The organism is Streptomyces sp. NPDC027189, assembly GCF_055566975.1.
Genome location: NZ_JBVHRI010000022.1, coordinates 116,253 through 133,169, shown reverse-complemented (window position 1 = coordinate 133,169; position 16,917 = coordinate 116,253). Strand labels below are relative to the sequence as shown.

General features: G+C 68.8%; 14 protein-coding genes. 6 read left to right on the top strand and 8 right to left on the bottom strand.

The features are described 5' to 3' along the window. The first annotated feature begins 226 nt into the window (after nt 1-226). A complete protein-coding gene (locus ACZ4RZ_RS37565) occupies nt 227-916 on the top strand; it encodes a GntR family transcriptional regulator (protein ID WP_467751508.1) in 690 nt (229 codons plus the stop codon). 27 nt (nt 917-943) lie between these two features. Here the strand turns inward: ACZ4RZ_RS37565 and ACZ4RZ_RS37560 are convergent, their stop codons facing one another. Continuing rightward, a complete protein-coding gene (locus ACZ4RZ_RS37560) occupies nt 944-1,738 on the bottom strand; it encodes an acyl-CoA dehydrogenase family protein (RefSeq protein WP_467751507.1) in 795 nt (264 codons plus the stop codon). Between the two features lie 216 nt (nt 1,739-1,954). Between ACZ4RZ_RS37560 and ACZ4RZ_RS37555 the strand changes: the two genes are divergently transcribed. Next, on the top strand, nt 1,955-2,647 hold the full coding sequence (locus ACZ4RZ_RS37555) for a GntR family transcriptional regulator (RefSeq protein ID WP_467751505.1): 693 nt from the start codon (nt 1,955-1,957) through the stop codon (nt 2,645-2,647). A gap of 74 nt (nt 2,648-2,721) precedes the next feature. Here the strand turns inward: ACZ4RZ_RS37555 and ACZ4RZ_RS37550 are convergent, their stop codons facing one another. From ACZ4RZ_RS37550 to ACZ4RZ_RS37535, 4 genes are all read right to left on the bottom strand, one after another. Then, entirely contained in the window at nt 2,722-3,273 is a 552-nt protein-coding gene (locus ACZ4RZ_RS37550; RefSeq protein ID WP_467751504.1) for a beta-class carbonic anhydrase, read from the bottom strand. Between the two features lie 132 nt (nt 3,274-3,405). Beyond that, a complete protein-coding gene (locus ACZ4RZ_RS37545; protein ID WP_467751502.1) occupies nt 3,406-5,697 on the bottom strand; it encodes an FdhF/YdeP family oxidoreductase in 2,292 nt (763 codons plus the stop codon). Between the two features lie 241 nt (nt 5,698-5,938). Next, the gene (frc, locus tag ACZ4RZ_RS37540) at nt 5,939-7,168 is read right to left on the bottom strand and encodes a formyl-CoA transferase (RefSeq protein ID WP_467751501.1); all 1,230 of its coding nucleotides are present in this window, start codon (nt 7,166-7,168) and stop codon (nt 5,939-5,941) included. A gap of 135 nt (nt 7,169-7,303) precedes the next feature. Next, nucleotides 7,304-8,140: a DUF429 domain-containing protein gene (locus tag ACZ4RZ_RS37535; protein WP_399091614.1), complete on the bottom strand. Its 837-nt coding sequence runs from the start codon at nt 8,138-8,140 to the stop codon at nt 7,304-7,306. 295 nt (nt 8,141-8,435) lie between these two features. Here ACZ4RZ_RS37535 and ACZ4RZ_RS37530 point away from each other — a divergent pair, with 295 nt between their 5' ends. The 4 genes from ACZ4RZ_RS37530 to ACZ4RZ_RS37515 all read left to right on the top strand — a co-directional run bounded on the left by ACZ4RZ_RS37530 (nt 8,436) and on the right by ACZ4RZ_RS37515 (nt 12,493). Beyond that, nucleotides 8,436-9,371: an ABC transporter ATP-binding protein gene (locus tag ACZ4RZ_RS37530; protein WP_467751499.1), complete on the top strand. Its 936-nt coding sequence runs from the start codon at nt 8,436-8,438 to the stop codon at nt 9,369-9,371. Then, on the top strand, nt 9,368-10,219 hold the full coding sequence (locus tag ACZ4RZ_RS37525; protein WP_467751497.1) for an ABC transporter permease: 852 nt from the start codon (nt 9,368-9,370) through the stop codon (nt 10,217-10,219). Before ACZ4RZ_RS37530 ends, ACZ4RZ_RS37525 begins: the two co-directional genes overlap by 4 nt. 253 nt (nt 10,220-10,472) lie before the next feature. Then, complete coding sequence (locus ACZ4RZ_RS37520; RefSeq protein ID WP_467751496.1) at nt 10,473-11,819, top strand: sensor histidine kinase; 1,347 nt, start codon at nt 10,473-10,475, stop codon at nt 11,817-11,819. Then, nucleotides 11,816-12,493, top strand: coding sequence for a response regulator (locus tag ACZ4RZ_RS37515; RefSeq protein WP_467751494.1), 678 nt, complete (start codon nt 11,816-11,818; stop codon nt 12,491-12,493). Before ACZ4RZ_RS37520 ends, ACZ4RZ_RS37515 begins: the two co-directional genes overlap by 4 nt. Nucleotides 12,494-12,714: 221 nt before the next feature. Here ACZ4RZ_RS37515 and ACZ4RZ_RS37510 read toward each other — a convergent pair whose 3' ends face one another. From ACZ4RZ_RS37510 to ACZ4RZ_RS37500, 3 genes are read right to left on the bottom strand one after another with little or no spacing between them, the layout of a single operon-like run. Beyond that, nucleotides 12,715-14,763: an Hsp70 family protein gene (locus ACZ4RZ_RS37510; RefSeq protein WP_467751493.1), complete on the bottom strand. Its 2,049-nt coding sequence runs from the start codon at nt 14,761-14,763 to the stop codon at nt 12,715-12,717. After that, entirely contained in the window at nt 14,760-15,335 is a 576-nt protein-coding gene (locus ACZ4RZ_RS37505) for a hypothetical protein (protein ID WP_467751491.1), read from the bottom strand. Before ACZ4RZ_RS37505 ends, ACZ4RZ_RS37510 begins: the two co-directional genes overlap by 4 nt. Then, on the bottom strand, nt 15,332-16,771 hold the full coding sequence (locus tag ACZ4RZ_RS37500) for a hypothetical protein (protein ID WP_467751490.1): 1,440 nt from the start codon (nt 16,769-16,771) through the stop codon (nt 15,332-15,334). Before ACZ4RZ_RS37500 ends, ACZ4RZ_RS37505 begins: the two co-directional genes overlap by 4 nt. Between the last annotated feature and the right edge of the window lie 146 nt (nt 16,772-16,917).

Here is a 16,917-nt window from a genome sequence, read left to right as displayed (position 1 = left end):
TCCCGGGGTGTGCGCACGCGCGGAACACGGCCCGCCCCAGCGGTGCGCGCACCGTAGACGGTGCACCCAGGGGAATCCGCCGCCCACCAGGGCGTCACGACCGACCGCCCACGCCATCTTGCATACCAAAACCTGTATGCTGACACCGCCGTCGGCAACCCTCTCGGCGGCCACCACTTGGCAGAGCCGTCGGCCCTCGCGGACCCGGTGGCAGAACGGGGCAACCATGCGCGAGGCACTCACGGCCGCGGCATCCCGGCGCGTCACCCGCCCGGCACCACTGCGCCAGGCCGTGTACGACGCGCTGACCGAGCTGATCGTCAGCGGCTCGCTCAAGCCCGGCCAGCACCTGGTCGAGGCGGAGCTCGCCGAGCACCTCGGCGTCAGCCGCCAGCCGGTGCGCGAGGCCCTGCAGCGGCTGCAGACCGCCGGCTGGGTTGACCTGCGCCCCGCCCAGGGCGCCTTCGTCCACTCCCCCACCGAAGAAGAGGCCGCCCAACTCCTCGGCGTCCGCTCGGTACTGGAAACCTATTCGGCCCAGCTCGCCGCCCAGCACGCGAAGCCCGAAGACATCGAACGCCTCTGGGAGTTGCAGCAGGAAGGCGTCGACGCGCTCGCCGAGGGTGACGTCGAGCGCCTGGTCGGGGCCAACACCGCTCTGCACGCCTTCATCACCTCCGTGGCCGACAACGCCGTACTGGCCGAACTGATCTCACAGGTGGGCCAGAAGGTCCGCTGGTACTACACGCCCATCGCCAAACCCCGCGGCAAGGAAGCCTGGAACGAGCACAGCCAGCTCATCAAGGCCATCGCCAAGGGCGACGCGGACCGCGCGGGCGAGGTCATGCGCAAGCACACCGAGCGCACGACCGACTTCTACCTCAAGCAGATCGCCGCTGAGGCGAGCCGGGGCTGACCGAACGATCCGCCCTGCGGGCCGGGTTCACGACGAGGCGAGGGAATCGGCGGGGCGGCGAGCGGACCCGACGTCGACAGCCGGGGGACGGAGGGCCTCGGCGCCGGCGGCGGCCCGCAGTTCGAGCAGCCACGGCAGGACCGTGCGCTGCACGATGTCGAGTCCGCCACCGTCCCCGCCGAGCATCGCGTCGGCGGGAACCAGCACCGGGTCGGCGAAGACCGTGGATGTCGCACTGCCGTACGGCCCCGCACCGCCGGGCCGTGCCGGGACGAACAGGTCCGGGGCGTGTGCCGGAACCCCCCAGAGCGTCAGGCCGTCCGGTGCGGTGAGCGGCTGGGAGGACCAGACATAACTGTCGGCCTCTCCCGCCGCGACCACTTGGTGTTTGCGGGCGTGCAGGGCGACCACGTCACCGGAGCGGGCGGCAATGGAGCGCGAGACGAGGAGCTGAGCCTCCACCCCCTGCTCACCGGTGACGTCCTCCGCCAGGGCGAGGCTGCCGAGGTGACGTCCGGCGGCGATCTCGCCGCGCAGCCAGGGGCTGCCGTACGACTCGATGACGGCGACGGCCGCGTAGTGGGACTGGAGCACGGCCGCCGTCGCCGGGCAGACGCCCGCGATCCGCGCCACCACCTCGACGGCTTCCGGCAGACCCCTTCCGCCACCGCCGAATTCGGTGGAGACGGTGAGCCCCAGCAGCCCGGCGCGACCGAGGGCCGTCACGGCGCCGCGGGGGAACTTGCCCTTCTTGCCGGTCACTTCGGCCGAGGGCGCGATGACACTGGTCAGGACTTCGGAGAGAGCGGTGCGGTACGACACGGGGTGACCCCCTCGGGAGCGGTTGCTGGTCCGCTGTCAGGCGGCGGGGATGATTGCATACAGTATTCTGCATCCCCTTCATGGCGCCAGAGGTGCGGCAAGGTAATTTCCGCAACTTCGCACGGCAGGTCACCTACCAGAGTGGCTATTGCATACTAAACTCAGTATCCCGAAGCCGATGGTTTGGCGACAGCAGTCAAACGAGGGAGAGGGCCCATGCCCGAGACACCCACCGTGGCAGCCCGCGGCCCGATCATCCGGCCCGCCCCGCTGCGTCAGGCCGTCTACGACGCCCTGACCGAACTGATCATCAACGGTTCCCTCACACCCGGCCAGCACCTCGTCGAGGCCGAGCTCGCCGAAAGACTCGGCGTCAGCCGCCAGCCGATACGCGAAGCGCTCCAGCGGCTGCACACCGCCGGCTGGGTCGACCTGCGCCCCGCCCAGGGCGCCTTCGTCCACTCCCCCACCACGGAGGAATGCGCCCAGCTCCTCAGCGTCCGGGCCGTCCTCGAAACCCACTCCGCACACGGCGCCGCCCAACACGCCACACCCCACGACGTGGCCCGGCTGTGGGAACTGCAGGAGACCGGCCTCACCGCTCTCGCGGCCGGCGACGCCCGGGCCATCGTGGAGGCCAACGCCGCCCTGCACGCCTACATCACCCATCTCTCCCGCAACGCGGTCCTCGCCGAGCTCATCCCCCAGGTGGACCGTCGCGTGCGCTGGTACTACATGCCCATCGCCAAGCCCCGCGGTACCGACGCCTGGAGCGAGCACGCCCGGATCATCGAGGCCATCGCCGACGGCGACCCCGACCGCGCCGAAGAGCTCATGCGCCGGCACACCCGCAACACCACCGACTTCTACTGCAAGCAGATCGCCGCGGTGGCCGGCCGCAGCGCCTGACCACGGGGGCGGAGCTCAGGGGCGCCTGGCCGCAGAGACAGGGGGCTCAGGCGCCCGACGACCGAGGCCGAGGCTCAGGGCCGCGGGTCGATCTCCCGCAGCAGCCCCGACGACACGTCGAAGACGAAGCCGCGCACATCGTCGGTGTGCGGCAGGAACGGCGAGGTGCGCACCCGTTGCATCGACTGCCGTACGTCCTGGTCGACGTCCGCGAAGGCCTCCACCGCCCAGGCGGGCCGCTGGCCGACCTCCATCTCGAGTTCGTGCCGGAAGCCCTCGGTCAGGCTCTGCAGACCGCAGCCGGTGTGGTGGATGAGTATGACGCTGCGGGTGCCGAGCGCACGCTGACTGATCGTCAGGGAGCGGATCGTGTCGTCGGTGACCACACCGCCCGCGTTGCGGACGGTGTGACAGTCGCCCAACTGCAGGCCGAGCGCGGCGTGCAGGTCGATGCGGGCGTCCATACAGGCCACGACGGCCACCCGCTGGACCGGGCGGGCGTCCATGCCCGGGTCGACGAATCCGGCGGCATAGGCGCGGTTGGACTGCACGAGACGGTCGATGACCGTCTCGGTGCCGGGCGCACTGCTGGTGGGCTGGGCGAAACGGGACACTGGTGTCGACATGCTGGGCTACCTCACTCCGGTCGAGTTCGAACCGCCTGCCGGGCATGGGGGATGCATACAGTATGGGGTAGTCAGTATTCTGGATCTCGCTCGACACGTTGTCCAGGGTCCACGCGAGGCTTTCCCCCTGTTTCAGCCCACGGCCAGGGCGAGCTCCAGGCGGACCACGACACCCTTCGACGTGGGCGTGTTGCTGATGTCGGCCACGCTGTCCAACGGCACCAGGACGTTGGTCTCGGGGTAATAGGCCGCGGCGGAACCGGGAGTGGTGGGATAGGCGACCACCCGGAACTTCTCCGCGCGGCGCTCCACGCCGTCACGCCAGACGCTCACCAGGTCCACCTCGCTGCGGTCGGCGAGCCCGAGTGCCTCCAGGTCGACCGGGTTCACGAGCACCACACGGCGGGCGTTGTGGATGCCTCGGTAGCGGTCGTTCATGGCGTACGGAACGGTGTTCCACTGGTCGTGGGAGCGCAGGGTCTGCAAGAGGAGATGGCCCTTGGGGACGTGCAGCATCTCGAAGTCGTTGCGGGTGAAGACGGCCTTGCCGCTCAGGGTCGGGAAGACCCCCTCGTTGACCGGGTTGGGCAGCCGGAAGCCGCCGGGCCGGGCCACCCGGGCGTTGAAGTCCTCGAAGCCCGGCACGACCCGGGAGATACGGTCCCGGATCGTTCCGTAATCCGCCTCGAACTTCTCCCAGGGGATGGACGGGCGGTCGCCCAGGGTTCGCCGGGCCAGCCGCGAGATGATCGCGACTTCGCTGAGCAGGTGCGGGGAGGCCGGATGCAGGCGGCCACGTGAGGCGTGCACCTCGCTCATGGAGTCCTCGACGGTGATGAACTGCTCCCCGCCCGCCTGGATGTCGCGGTCGCTGCGGCCGAGCGTCGGCAGGATCAGCGCGGCCTCGCCGCAGACGGTGTGGGAGCGGTTGAGTTTGGTGGAGATGTGGGCGGTGAGCCGGCACCGCCGCATGGCCCGTTCGGTGACCTCGCTGTCGGGCGTGGCCCGGATGAAGTTCCCCGCGACGCCGACGAAGACCTTGGCGTCGCCGTCACGCATGGCCCGGATGGCATCCACCGAGTCCAGGCCGTGCCGGGTGGGCGGGGTGAAGGCGAACTCGCGCTCGAGGGCATCCAGGAAACTCTGCGGCATCCGTTCCCAGATGCCCATGGTCCGGTCGCCCTGCACATTGCTGTGGCCGCGCACCGGGCACACACCCGCCCCGGGCCTGCCGATGTTGCCGCGCAGCATGAGGAAGTTGACGACCTCACGGATGGTGGGAACGGCGTGCTTGTGCTGCGTCAGCCCCATCGCCCAGCAGACGATGATGTTCTCGCTCCGCAGCACCCGCTCGCCCACCGCCTCGATCTCTTCGCGGGTCAGCCCGGTGGCGTCGAGGATGTCGTCCCAGGAGGCCTTGCGGGCCTGCTCGACGAAGTCCTCGAACCCCGTCGTGTGCGCCTCGATGAACCCGTGGTCCAGCACCGCTCCCGGACTGGCGTCCTCGGCCTCCAGCAGCAGCAGGTTCAGTGCCTGGAAGAGCGCGAGGTCGCCACCGGGGCGGATCTGCAGGAACTGGTCGGCGATGGCGGTGCCGCGACCGACGATTCCGCGGGCCTTCTGCGGGTGCTTGAACCGGATCAGCCCGGCCTCGGGCAGCGGGTTCACGGCGACGATGTGCCCGCCGTTGCGCTTGGTCTCCTCCAGGGCGGAGAGCATCCGCGGATGATTGGTCCCCGGGTTCTGGCCCACCACGAAGATGAGGTCGCAGTGGTGGATGTCGTCCAGGCTCACGCTGCCCTTGCCGATGCCCAGCGTCTCCTGCAGTGCCGAGCCGCTGGACTCGTGGCACATGTTGCTGCAGTCGGGCAGGTTGTTCGTGCCGTAGGCCCGGGCGAACAACTGAAGGAGGAAGGCGGCCTCGTTGTTGAGCCGGCCCGAAGTGTAGAAGAGGGCCTCGTCGGGCGAGTCGAGCCGGCGCAGTTCCTCGGCGAGCAGAGCGAGCGCGTCGTCCCAGCCGATCGGCTCGTAGTGGTCCGCACCGGGCCGCTTGACCATGGGTTCGGTCAGCCGGCCCTGCTGGTTGAGCCAGTAGTCGGACTTCGCCGCGAGCTCCGAGACGGAGTGCTCCCGGAAGAAGTCCGCGGTGACCCGGCGCGAGGTCGCCTCGTCGTTGATGTGCTTGGCGCCGTTCTCGCAGTACTCGTTCTTGGCACGGTGCCCCGGAGCGGGTTCCGGCCAAGCGCAGCCGGGGCAGTCGAAACCCTTGGCCTGGTTGATGTTCAGCAGGGTCAGCGCCGTCCGCCGGACCGACGTCTGGCCGAGCGAGTACTGCATGGCGTGCGTCACCGCGGGCAGTCCGGTCGCCCAGGTCTTGGGCGGGGTGACCTCCAGAAGGTCTTCCGGGTCTTCGATGTTGCTCATGATCTGGCCTGTGCCTTTCTACCGCTCCCGCGCGTATGACGGATCCGGCGCCGCGGCCGCCCGGAGATCAGCTTCGGACAGGCCGCGAAAGGTAGTCAAAGAGAGAACAACTTCCACGTGATAGACGCCGTCTATCAATCGCCGCCCATCGAGCCGGGAGTGGGAAACGCAGGCCGTCCCGGGCGCGGCGGCTGAAGCCGGGCCCGGGACGGAGTGGAGGTGCGGCACGAGCCGCTGTCGGTCAGATCACTCCGTGCGCCTTGAGCAGTGGCAACTCGTCGTGGGACAGGCCGAGTTCGCCGAGGAAGATCTCCTCGTTGTGTTCGCCGAGCAGCGGGGACCGTTCGATCTCGACCGGGGAGTCGGACAGTTTCAGCGGATTGCCGACCGTGATGTACGTGCCGCGCTCGGGGTGCTCGACCTCGACAACGATCTCGTTGGCGACCAGCGACTCGTCCTCGATGATCTCCTTGGTGGACAGGACGGGCCCGCACGGGATGTTGTGGGTGTTGAGCGCCTCCAGCACCTGCCACTTGGGGAGGGTGCTGGTCCACTCCTCGATGAGCTGGAACATCTTGCCGAGCTTGGGCAGTCGGGCCTCGGGGGTGGACCACTCGGGGTCCTCGGCCAGCTCGGGCCTGCCGATGAGTTCACTGATCGGTTCCCAGCCGACGGGCTGCACGATGACGTACACGTAGTCGTTCGGGCCGCCCGGAGCGCACTTGACCGCCCAGCCGGGCTGACCGCCGCCGGAGGCGTTCCCGGACCTGGGAACCTCGTCACCGAAGTCCTCGTTGGGGAACTCCGCGAGCGGCCCGTGCGTGAGCCGCTGCTGATCGCGCAGCTTCACCCGGCAGAGGTTGAGCACGGCGTGCTGCATCGCGACGTTCACGCGCTGGCCGCGGCCGGTACTGGTGCGCTGGAGAAGAGCGGCGAGGATGCCGGCGACGGCATGCATACCCGTGCCCGAGTCACCGATCTGGGCCCCCGTCGCCAGCGGTGGCCCGTCCTCGAAGCCGGTGGTCGACATCGACCCGCCCATGGCCTGTGCGACGACCTCGTACGCCTTGAAGTTGGTGTACGGGCCGTCCCCGAACCCCTTGATGGAGGCATAGACGATACGAGGGTTGATCTCGCGGATCCGGTCCCAGGTGAAGCCCATGCGGTCGACCGCGCCCGGGGCGAAGTTCTCCACCATGACGTCGGAGCGGCGGATCAGCTCGGTGAGGATCTCCTTGCCGCGCCCGGTCTTGGTGTTGAGGGTGACGCTGCGCTTGTTGCTGTTGAGCATCGTGAAGTAGAGGGAGTCGACGTCCGGGATGTCCCGCAGCTGCTTGCGGGTGATGTCACCGCTCGGCGCCTCCACCTTGACCACATCGGCGCCGAGCCACGCGAGGATCTGCGTCGCGGACGGGCCGGACTGTACATGCGTCATATCGAGGACGCGCACGCCCTCAAGAGCCTTCGTCATGATCGCCACCTCACGTATACGTAGCCGTCGTGCCCGACTCCATACTGTAGATTGCATACCGTATGGGGTTGCTCTCATGGTTGCGGCAGACGCAAAGGATGTCCAGGGGGCGCCTGGAAGATTTCGCCTCCCCGCTCAATCAGCCGTACGGTCGCGCCGCTGCTCGGGGCGGGCGGGCGCGATGATGGTCGCGGCGGCTCCCGAAGGTGCGAGGCTCTCCTCGCCCAGGACCTGGCAGCGCGCCAGTCCGTGGCGCGACCACAACGCCGCCGTCCACGCGCACAGCAGCGCGTCGATGAGGTCCTCGCGGTGCTTGTAGTCTCCCGACGCCACAGGCGTGGGTTCGTCCATCAGCCGGCCCGACACCGAGTGGGAGGCGAGCACGAGGGGCGGATCGGCTGTGGCCAGGCCCGCCATGCGCGCGATCAGCCGGTCGCACTCCCCCGCGCGTACCGCTCGCCACTGGGCCTGCGGCACGCGCGCGGGCCGGCGTTTGTATGTGGGGCGCTCCCGGTCATAGCCCAACTCGGCCGCTCCGACCAGGGTTGTGTACGGGTAGCACTCGGACAGGACCAGGCCGCTCGTCGGTGGCCCGGCCCTGCCGTCGTCGTACACCCAGCCCGTTGCCCGCAAGCTTTCACGCAGGAGCACCCCCGCCAGCCGGGGAGAGGTCTGGTTGGTGCTGTTGGCGCTCACCTTCCAGCGTCCGTACCGCCGGCCGACCTCCCGCTCGCACGGCCGCTGACCGGTCGGGTTGTCGACGACCAAGGGCGCGTCGACGAAGCACAGGGACGCTCCGTCCACGGCCACCCCGTCGAGCCAGGACATCGTCTCCTCGAGCCCGCGGGTCCAGCCGCAGTCGATCACCTCACCCGATCCGTCGATGACGGCGACGCCCGTCTCATTGGGTTTGGTTCGGGGTCCACCCGGCGCCCATGCGAGGTCGATACCGATGAACCGGTCAATGGCCATGCGTCGGTAGTACCAGAGAAGTCGGTAGCACCGGAGAAGCGGCCGGCGGCGACGGGGCCGACGGCTCGCACCGCGGATGCGGCGGCGCTCCGGCGGCTCGGTCGCGGGTGCGCCGCCGCCCTGCGGGTCTACGGCGTTCCTCGGAGATCCGGCGCGGCCCGGCCCGAGTCGTACCGGGGTACTACCGGCTTCCGTTCATTGACCCCTTCGGTACCACGAATCGCGGCCCGCGGGCTCTTAGCGTTCCCTGTGAGAAAGCCCGGAGCGGGCGGCACAAGAACGCGAGGGAAGAACGATGATCGAGGCACATCAGCTGACGAAGCGGTACGGCGAGAAGACGGCGGTCGATCAGCTGGACTTCGTCGTCAAGCCCGGCACGGTCACCGGCTTCCTGGGCCCGAACGGCGCGGGCAAGTCCACCACCATGCGGATGATCGTCGGGCTGGACGCACCGTCCAGCGGCAGTGTGTCCGTCAACGGCAGGCGCTATGCCCAGCACAGCGCGCCGCTGCAGGAGGTCGGCGCGCTGTTGGAGGCCAAGTCGATCCACCCGGGCCGGTCCGCGTTCGACCACCTGATGGTGCAGGCCCACACCCACGGCATTCCGCGCCGCCGGGTGGACGAGGTCATCGAGCTCACCGGCCTGCGGTCCGTGGCCAAGAAGCGCGCGGGCGCGTTCTCCCTCGGGATGGGCCAGCGGCTGGGCATCGCCGCCGCACTCCTCGGCGACCCGGCCACCATCATGCTCGACGAGCCGGTCAACGGTCTCGACCCCGAGGGCGTGCTGTGGATCCGCAACCTGCTGACCGGGCTCGCGGCGGACGGCCGTACCGTCTTCGTCTCCTCGCATCTGATGAGTGAGATGGCGCTGGTCGCCGACCACCTGATCATCGTCGGACGCGGCCGCCTGCTGGCCGACACCACCGTGCAGGACCTGATCCGCACGGCCGGCGGAGACACCGTGACCGTGGCGTCCGACCAGCCCGCCCGGCTGCGTGAGGTGCTCGCCGGCCCCGGCGTCGAGATCACCGGCGAGGTCGGCTCCGAGGAGCTGCACGTGACCGGCCTGTCCGCTCGTGCCATCGGTCTCAAGGCCGCCGAGCACGGCATCCCGCTGTTCGAGCTCAGCTCCAGGGCCGTCTCCCTGGAGCAGGCGTTCATGGACCTGACCCGCGACGCCGTCGAGTACCACGCCACCGCCACCGTCGAGACCCCCGGGAGGGCGGCATGACCACCACCATGACCGTGACCAACAGCTCCGCGCCCAGCCCGGTGCAGACGACGCGTCCGCAGTACAAGGTCACCGGACGTCGCGTCCTGCGCTCCGAATGGGCCAAGCTGTGGTCCCTTCGCTCCACCTGGATCACCCTCGGTCTGGGGCTGCTGTTCCTGGTCGCGTTCGGCGTGATCGCTGCCGCGCACTACAAGTCCGAGCTCAACTCCGGTCGTCCCCTGCGACCGGACGACGCCGGCGCCACCGCGCTCAGCCTCTCCCTGTTCGGCACGAACTTCGCGCAACTGGCCCTCGGTGTCCTGGGCGTGCTGGTCACCGCGGGCGAGTACTCCACCGGCATGATCCGCTCCACGCTGGCCGCGGTCCCGCGCCGCCTGCCGGTGCTGTGGTCCAAGTCGGCGGTGTTCGGCCTGGTCGCGCTGGGGGTCTCCCTCATCGGCGTCGTCGTCGTGTTCCCGATCGCGAGCGGCATCGTCTCCGGCACGCCCGCCGCCCTCACGTTCTCCCACTCCGGCGTCGTACGCAGCCTGCTGGGCGCCGGTCTCTACCTCGGCCTGGTCGGTGTGATCGGCACCGCTCTGGGCGCGCTGCTCCGCTCGGTCGCCGGCGGCATCTCGGTCCTGGTCGCCTCGCTGATGCTGGTCCCCGGCCTGATCTCGCTGCTGCCCAGCTCGTGGCAGGACAACATCAGCCCGTACCTGCCCAGCAACGCCGGCGAGTCGATGTTCGCGCTGACCCACGACTCGACGGCCCTGTCGCCCACGACCGGGCTCGTGGTCTTCCTCGGCTGGACCGCGCTGGCGCTGGCGGGCGCGGCCTACCGCCTCGTACGCACGGATGCCTGACGCGTACCGCCTCGCACGCGGGGGCTCCTGACGCCTTCCCGCCTCGCACGCGGGGACGCCTGACGCCTTCCGGCCTCGGGACCCGGTGCGGCGCCCGACCCGGTGATACGGACCGGGTGCCGCGCCGGGTCACCGGGCGAGCGCCGTGCCGGGTCACCGGGTCGGGTGCCGTGCCGGTCGGCCGCTCCGACGCGCCGTGCGGACGGACCCACAATGGACAGGTGACAGCCACGAGCCCGGACCAGTGACAGCCATGAGCATCGACGACAGCGCCCACCCGGGGGTACTTCCCGACCCGCCGTCCGTGGAGGCGGACCTCCCCTGGAACCACCCCCTGGCCAGTGCGCTGACCCGCCTCGGCCGATGGCTCAAGCAGGGCGACCGGAACCACCCGTGGATCCTGGACGCCGGCGTGATCGCTGTCGTGGTGCTGATGTTCTGCGTGCCGGACCTGGTGCACGACGACGAGGGCCGACGACGCGCCTTCGACACCAACTTCACTCATCTGCCCTGGCCGACGACGCTCGCGCTGCAGGCCGGACTGGTACTGCCCCTGCTGTGGCGGCGCAGAAAGCCGTCCCTCGCCTTCGCCGTGATCGCCGCGGTGTTCTTCCTCCAGCTGGCCCTGGGCGTCTGGCTGCGCGCCGACGTCGCCCTGCTGATCGCCCTCTACAGCCTGGTGCTGCACGGACAGCTCCGGCGACTGCCCGTGGCCTGCGCCGTCACCGCAGCCGCCCTGGGCCTGCTCACGCTCCGGCTGCCGCCCGAAGTATCCGTCCTGGACGCACTGTTCTTCCTGTTCAGCACCATCACCGCGGCGGTCGCGCTCGGACTGGCGGTACGGATCCGGCGCGCCCAGCTCGCCGTGCTGCGCGACCGCGCGACCCGCCTGGAGATCGAACGCGACCAGCGCAGCAAACTGGCCGCCGCCGCCGAACGCACCCGGGTGGCCCGAGAGATGCACGACATCGTCGGCCACAACCTCTCCGTCATCATCACGCTCGCCGACGGAGGCGCGTACGCGACCGATCGCGCCCCGGAACGCGGCAAGCAGGCACTGCTCCTCATCGGTGACACCGGGCGTCAGGCGCTGGGTGAGCTGCGCCGCATGCTCGGCGTCCTGCGCGAGCAGACCCAGACCCCCGCCGCCCCCGAGCTCAGCCCCCAGCCCGGCATGGCGGACATCGGCGCCCTGTGCGCCCGAATCCGTGCCGCCGGTCCACAGGTCCTCTACCGCACCGGCGGCGAGCTGGACACCTTGGACCGCGGTGTCCAGCTGACCGTCTACCGCATAGTCCAGGAAGCCCTCACCAACGCCCTCAAACACGCGGGCCACGACTCACGTGTCGACCTGGCGGTGCGCGTCGAGGGCACGCGGCTGCACATCGACGTCCACGACACCGGCCCGGGTGGCGCAACCGTCCGGCCCGGACCAACCCACGACGAAGGACACGGACTCGCCGGCATGAGAGAACGCGCAGCCCTCTACAACGGGACCGTCACCGCAGGACCCGCCCCCGGCGGCGGCTGGACGGTGCGGGCCACCCTCGACCTCACCCCGCTGCCCACCGCAGGAGCCGACACGGGCGGTGCGGCGTGACCACCGTGCTCATCGTGGACGACCAGCCACTGCAACGCCTCGGCTTCCGCATGCTTCTGGAGAGCACCCCCGACACCGCCGTCGTCGGCGAAGCGGCGCACGGCGGCGACGCCGTCCGCAAGGCCGCCGAGCTGCGCCCGGACGTCATCCTCATGGACGTACGGATGCCCGGCATGGATGGCATCGAGGCCACCCGCCGCATCGTCGCCTCCGGTGACCGCTCCCGCGTCCTCATCCTGACCACCTTCGACCTGGACGAGTACGCCCACGCGGCGCTGCGCGCGGGAGCCAGCGGCTTCCTCCTCAAGGACGCCCACCCCGAGGAACTCCTGGCCGGGATCCGCGCGGTCGCGGGCGGCGACGCCGTCATCGCCCCCACCCTGACCCGCCGCCTCCTGGACGCCTACGCCCGCCACCTCCCCCACGAGTCGTCGAGCCGAAGGGCCGCCGACGACCCCAGGGTGCGCGCCCTGACGGAACGCGAGTACGAGATCCTGGTGGCCATCGGCCAGGGCTGGAGCAACCGCGAGATCGCCGAGCGCCTGGTCGTCGCGGAATCCACGGTGAAGACCCATGTGGGCCGGGTGCTGGCGAAGGTGGGAGCACGCGACCGCATCCAGGCCGTGATCCTGGCGTATGACCTGGGGCTGGCACGGCCTAACGCATTTGAGTAGCGCGGACGAGCGTCCCCGTCGCTGCCCGACCACGTTGACCGGTTCGCGTGCGTACGGATTCAGCCAGCCGGAGCCTCGGGTGGCGTTCGCCGCGCCCTTGCCGGGGCGCGACGCGGGAGGGGCGCATGATGTTGGGCGAGATCATGATCTGGACCCATATCTGGCTACACGTCGTCAGAAAACCGTCGCTGTAGGCCGGGAGTCCATCAAATCCTCTGCTCTCAGCCTCTTCCGCGCGGGGCAACGCAGGTACGCGGAGTAAATATCCACACACCCTTGGTATAGGTGGAGCCGAGAACCCGTCCAGGCTCCCTCAACCACGCATAACGGCTTTGCAGCTCGGCATAGTTGTCATTCGTGACGATCACCGCATCCGATTCTTCCGCAATGGCCACCACAAGGGCATCCCCCTTTCCCTCGGTTCCAGCGGGCGGTTGAATGATGTCCCCCTTGCTGAGTGCGGCAATGACCTCGTCCCGCTCCTCTTCCGAAACCTTGTGCCTGAAACTGGCGTCTACCACCAGGTGGACTTCGGCGCCGGGATACTTCTTCGCAAGTGCCTCACGTGCTCCTACGAGCTGCGCAAAACTCGGGCGGTCATCCGCCTCGTACACGCCGGGTCGGGCAGGTGAGCGGCCGATCCAGGCCAGATTGGATCCGTCGACGACCAGGGTGTGCACGTCATCACTCTGCTCGGAAGTGCCCACTCTCGATCGTGGGGCGTCTGCCTGTGTCCGGTCTCCCGCTCCGTTGACCAATAGCAGAGGAGATGGCGCGGGGTTCGCCATCAGAAGGTCGTCGAGTTCCTTACGTACCTCGGGCGTCGGGCCACCGGAACCGAAGCTCTTCACTTCCTCGTCGACGACGACCTCGCCGGTGTGCTCCAGCGTGGCCTTCACGTGAAGCAAGCCATCGGAGTCATAGGTGTACTCCAGGTCGAACCGGGACTCCTCGCGCACACGACGCGTCGGGTACTGCAGCGTCAACTCCGTGAGCTGGACATTGTCGGAGTCGGACAACTCCTTGTCCGGGTCTCCTTCCCAGATCTCCACCGTGAGCTTCCGCTCGTGGTCGCGGGTAGGTGTGTAGCTCTTGCGTTCGCTCCACGGCAAGGGCGAGTTCCGGGGGATGATTTCGCTGAACCGCCTGCGCCCGTCGGCCCCTTTGACCACCGTCCCGAGTGCGTGACTGTTGGCCACCTGGATGACGCCGGAGGCCTCCTTTGCCAGGACGGCGGCGGCGATGGCGGCCCCCCGGCCCACTGCGGTCATCGGATCGCACAGCTGGGTGGGCACGGGCTCCATCTGCAGGGCCTCCGCCACCGCGGCTCGTACGCTCGGAATTTGGCTGGTGCCTCCGATCATGAGGACATCGTCCACGTCGAGTGGGGCCATGTGCAGGTCCCTGAGGCACTCCTCAACCGGAGCCAGGGCGCGGTCGACGAGGTCGGTGATGGCTTCCTCCAGTTCCTCCTGGAAGATCTCCACTTCCCTTCCGTCGGGAGTCGTGATCTTCACGGAGGGCTGGGAGGACAGCAGGATCTTGTTGCGCTCGACATCGAGACGGAACTGGCGCTGCTGCGCCGGAGTCCACTCACGCCGTGCCGGCGCCCTGTCCAGGACCAGTTTGCGAAGTCGTCGGTCGATCTCGAGCCCGCCGAGCTCCGTCACACCGCGCGACGCGCGCTCTTCGAAGAACCCGTCCTCGTAGTCGAGCACCGTGACATCGATGGTTCCGCCACCCCAGTCGAAGACGAGGATCTGCGCGTCCTCCCGCATGTCGTGCACATACGAGATGGCGGCAGCTGTCGGCTCGTTGAGCAGAGCCTGAACCTCGATACCGGCAAATCGAGCGGCCGCGCGCGTCCGGTAACGCGCAGCACCGGTGGCGTTCGCAGGGACGGTGATGACAGCACGGTCGATTTCGGTGAGGTTGTGCCGAGCGCCTTCCTTCATGGCGGTGAAGACACCGGACGCAACGGTTGTCGCTGCGAAGCGGCGGCCTTGCACGTTCACGTACTCGTCGCTCTTGAGGAGACGCTTGCAGGCCTCGGCGGCCTCCTCCGAACGGAGCTTCGCCTCCCAGCCGAAGAGCGGCCCGCGGCGCAGCGAGCTCATACCGACGACGGAGGGAAAGAGCAGATCGAATCCGGGGCGGCGCCAGTCGGCGTCGAGATGGTGCGCGTCGAGTGGCAGGACCTCGACATCGTCACCCTGCCACTGAGCGACGACGGAGTTGGTGGTACCGAAATCTATTCCCGTCGCGGTCACGCCTTGTCCTCCCCCTCGGACACCTGCTCGGCATCGGAGTCCCCCTGCTTCGCCTTGGTGGGCACCCGACGCAACTGTCCGGACAGGATCAGTTTGCCCGTGGCCTGGTCCACATACGCGGGACGCAGGACTTCGAAGCCGTCGCCTTCGCCCTCGACGACGACGAAGAATTCCTGCTCGTCCGTCGCCTCGACGATGCGAACACCCAGCCCGAGCAACGCCTTTCTCACGGATACCTGCCATTTCAGCGTGCTCATCCTGTTACCCGAGCCCCGCGCCTCGAGATCGCTCTCCACCATCCGGGCCAGGTGCTCTTCGCGAGTTCGGAACGCCTCGAGCACGCCTTGCCGTAGGGCAGCGAGAACTTCGCCCCGCTTGGGACGGTCTTGATCGGGAATCTCCTCGATCAGCCGCTGAGCGCTTTCGGAGAAGCGCTTCAGCAGGTCCGCCGGATTCAAGAGCTCGTCAGGCCGGTACATCACGAGTTCAGCGTCGATGGTTCTGCCTCTCGCCCCACGTCGGCGAAGGCTCTGCGAATCGGCCCCACTGGTCCAGTGCCTGGGCTTGCTCATGCTTTCATCCTGTGCTGATGGTCCGGGCGCCGAGGCGCGTTGAGAAGGGCGGGAAGCAGGTCGGCAACCGCTCGGCGGCGTACGACCTCAAGATCGGCGGGATCCTCATGGACAGTCTGCCGGGGCATGGCCTCGACCGGCGGCACCAGAGTGACGGGCGGCACGCGGGGCAGTTCGAAGACATCCTCGTTCAGCGGCAGGATGAAGAAGGAAGACCAGTCCTCGGCCTGCTCAGCTTGCTGGATACGGCGCATGGCCCGGTTGAGACGGGCGGCCTCCTCACGGTCGTCGACGTACTCGCGCCGGAGATCGCGGTACCGCTGCCTCCAGACTCCCGAACCGTTGGGGAGGCCGAGTTCGAGGTAAGGGTTGGAGGGGTGCGGCCGGTCGTTGCGCGGGATGCCACGTCGTCGTTTGACCAGGTCCAGGTTGGCTTCGGCCCTCGGATGACGGTCGGCGATGCTTGTGAGCGCGATCAGTGCGCTGTCCAGGTCTTCGTCGAGGACCGCCAAGTAGGCGCGCATGTTCCAGGCCTCGGCACGCTGGCGCAGATCGCCGTCTTCGTAGGCCACGAGCTTGTCTATCTGGGCCCGGGCCTTCTTGAAGTCGCCCGTGCAGATGACGTCATAGGCATGGCGCAGCGCCGCCAGCGCGTGGAAAGGACTACGTCCAGGGCTCACTGCAGCTTTGGGTTCCCAGAGTGCCGACATCAAGCGCCAGAGGCCGCGGTCGGCAAGGATGTCCGTGTCCCAGTTCCCCGTGAGAGCTCCGTCCTGAATGCGACGCAGTCTCAGGACGAGGGGGCGCGGCAGGTGGTATTCGAGTTCTTTGAGCACGCTCGTATCCCCGTCAGCGGCACACTGGAGGAGGTCGTATCTGCTGCCTTCATCCCACGCAACGTCCTCGCCGTCGAGGAATTGCCGTCGTTGGACTGTGTCTGTCCAGCCAAGGGTGACAGCGGTGCGCGGGTCGGCCCGCTCGGGTGACAGCCGGGCCAGCAGGTAGTGCCGGTCGTGCTCAGCGGTGCGCAGTTGCCAGGGTTCGGAATCGCCCGTCACGATGCTCGCGTCGATCAGGTCGTCGATGGTCCCCAGGGGTATCCACGGCAGGGTCCGAGCGCACAGGGCGGGTGAAAGCCCGTCGAGTTCCCCGTTGCGTATCGCGTACTGCAACGTGAAGCCGCCGGAGACATCCTCGCTCGCGGAGGGGCGGGCATCTTGTTCGAGGATCATCGTGCCTGAGGCCATCAGGTGCTCGAGCCACCGCTGGCCCGATGGTGTGAGCCACGGCAATCCTGCGTCGTGGATCACGAACATCGCCTCCACCGTGTGGTGTGGTTCCATGCCTTCCAGCACCGCACGCACGGCGGAGGGCAGCTGTGGGCCCGGGTCGCCGTCGCGGCATTGCCGCAGCGTCCCGAGCGCCCAGTCCGGCACGGACGGCTCCCCGGAGTTGGCGTTGAGAAGGTCGTTCAACAGACACTCCACGCGTCGCACCGCGTCCGTGCCGAACACACCAGCCCGGCGCCACCTGCGCAGTGCGAATCCGTCGGGGCCGGCGTTGCCCGCCACGGGCGCAGACG

Bases quoted from the DNA above. Each gene is read 5' to 3' on its own strand.
- ACZ4RZ_RS37565 (WP_467751508.1), top strand. From the start codon at position 227: ATGCGCGAGGCACTCACGGCCGCGGCATCCCGGCGCGTCACCCGCCCG.
- ACZ4RZ_RS37555 (WP_467751505.1), top strand. From the start codon at position 1,955: ATGCCCGAGACACCCACCGTGGCAGCCCGCGGCCCGATCATCCGGCCC.
- ACZ4RZ_RS37550 (WP_467751504.1), bottom strand. From the start codon at position 3,273: ATGTCGACACCAGTGTCCCGTTTCGCCCAGCCCACCAGCAGTGCGCCC.
- ACZ4RZ_RS37545 (WP_467751502.1), bottom strand. From the start codon at position 5,697: ATGAGCAACATCGAAGACCCGGAAGACCTTCTGGAGGTCACCCCGCCC.
- frc (WP_467751501.1), bottom strand. From the start codon at position 7,168: ATGACGAAGGCTCTTGAGGGCGTGCGCGTCCTCGATATGACGCATGTA.
- ACZ4RZ_RS37535 (WP_399091614.1), bottom strand. From the start codon at position 8,140: ATGGCCATTGACCGGTTCATCGGTATCGACCTCGCATGGGCGCCGGGT.
- ACZ4RZ_RS37530 (WP_467751499.1), top strand. From the start codon at position 8,436: ATGATCGAGGCACATCAGCTGACGAAGCGGTACGGCGAGAAGACGGCG.
- ACZ4RZ_RS37525 (WP_467751497.1), top strand. From the start codon at position 9,368: ATGACCACCACCATGACCGTGACCAACAGCTCCGCGCCCAGCCCGGTG.
- ACZ4RZ_RS37520 (WP_467751496.1), top strand. From the start codon at position 10,473: ATGAGCATCGACGACAGCGCCCACCCGGGGGTACTTCCCGACCCGCCG.
- ACZ4RZ_RS37505 (WP_467751491.1), bottom strand. From the start codon at position 15,335: ATGAGCAAGCCCAGGCACTGGACCAGTGGGGCCGATTCGCAGAGCCTT.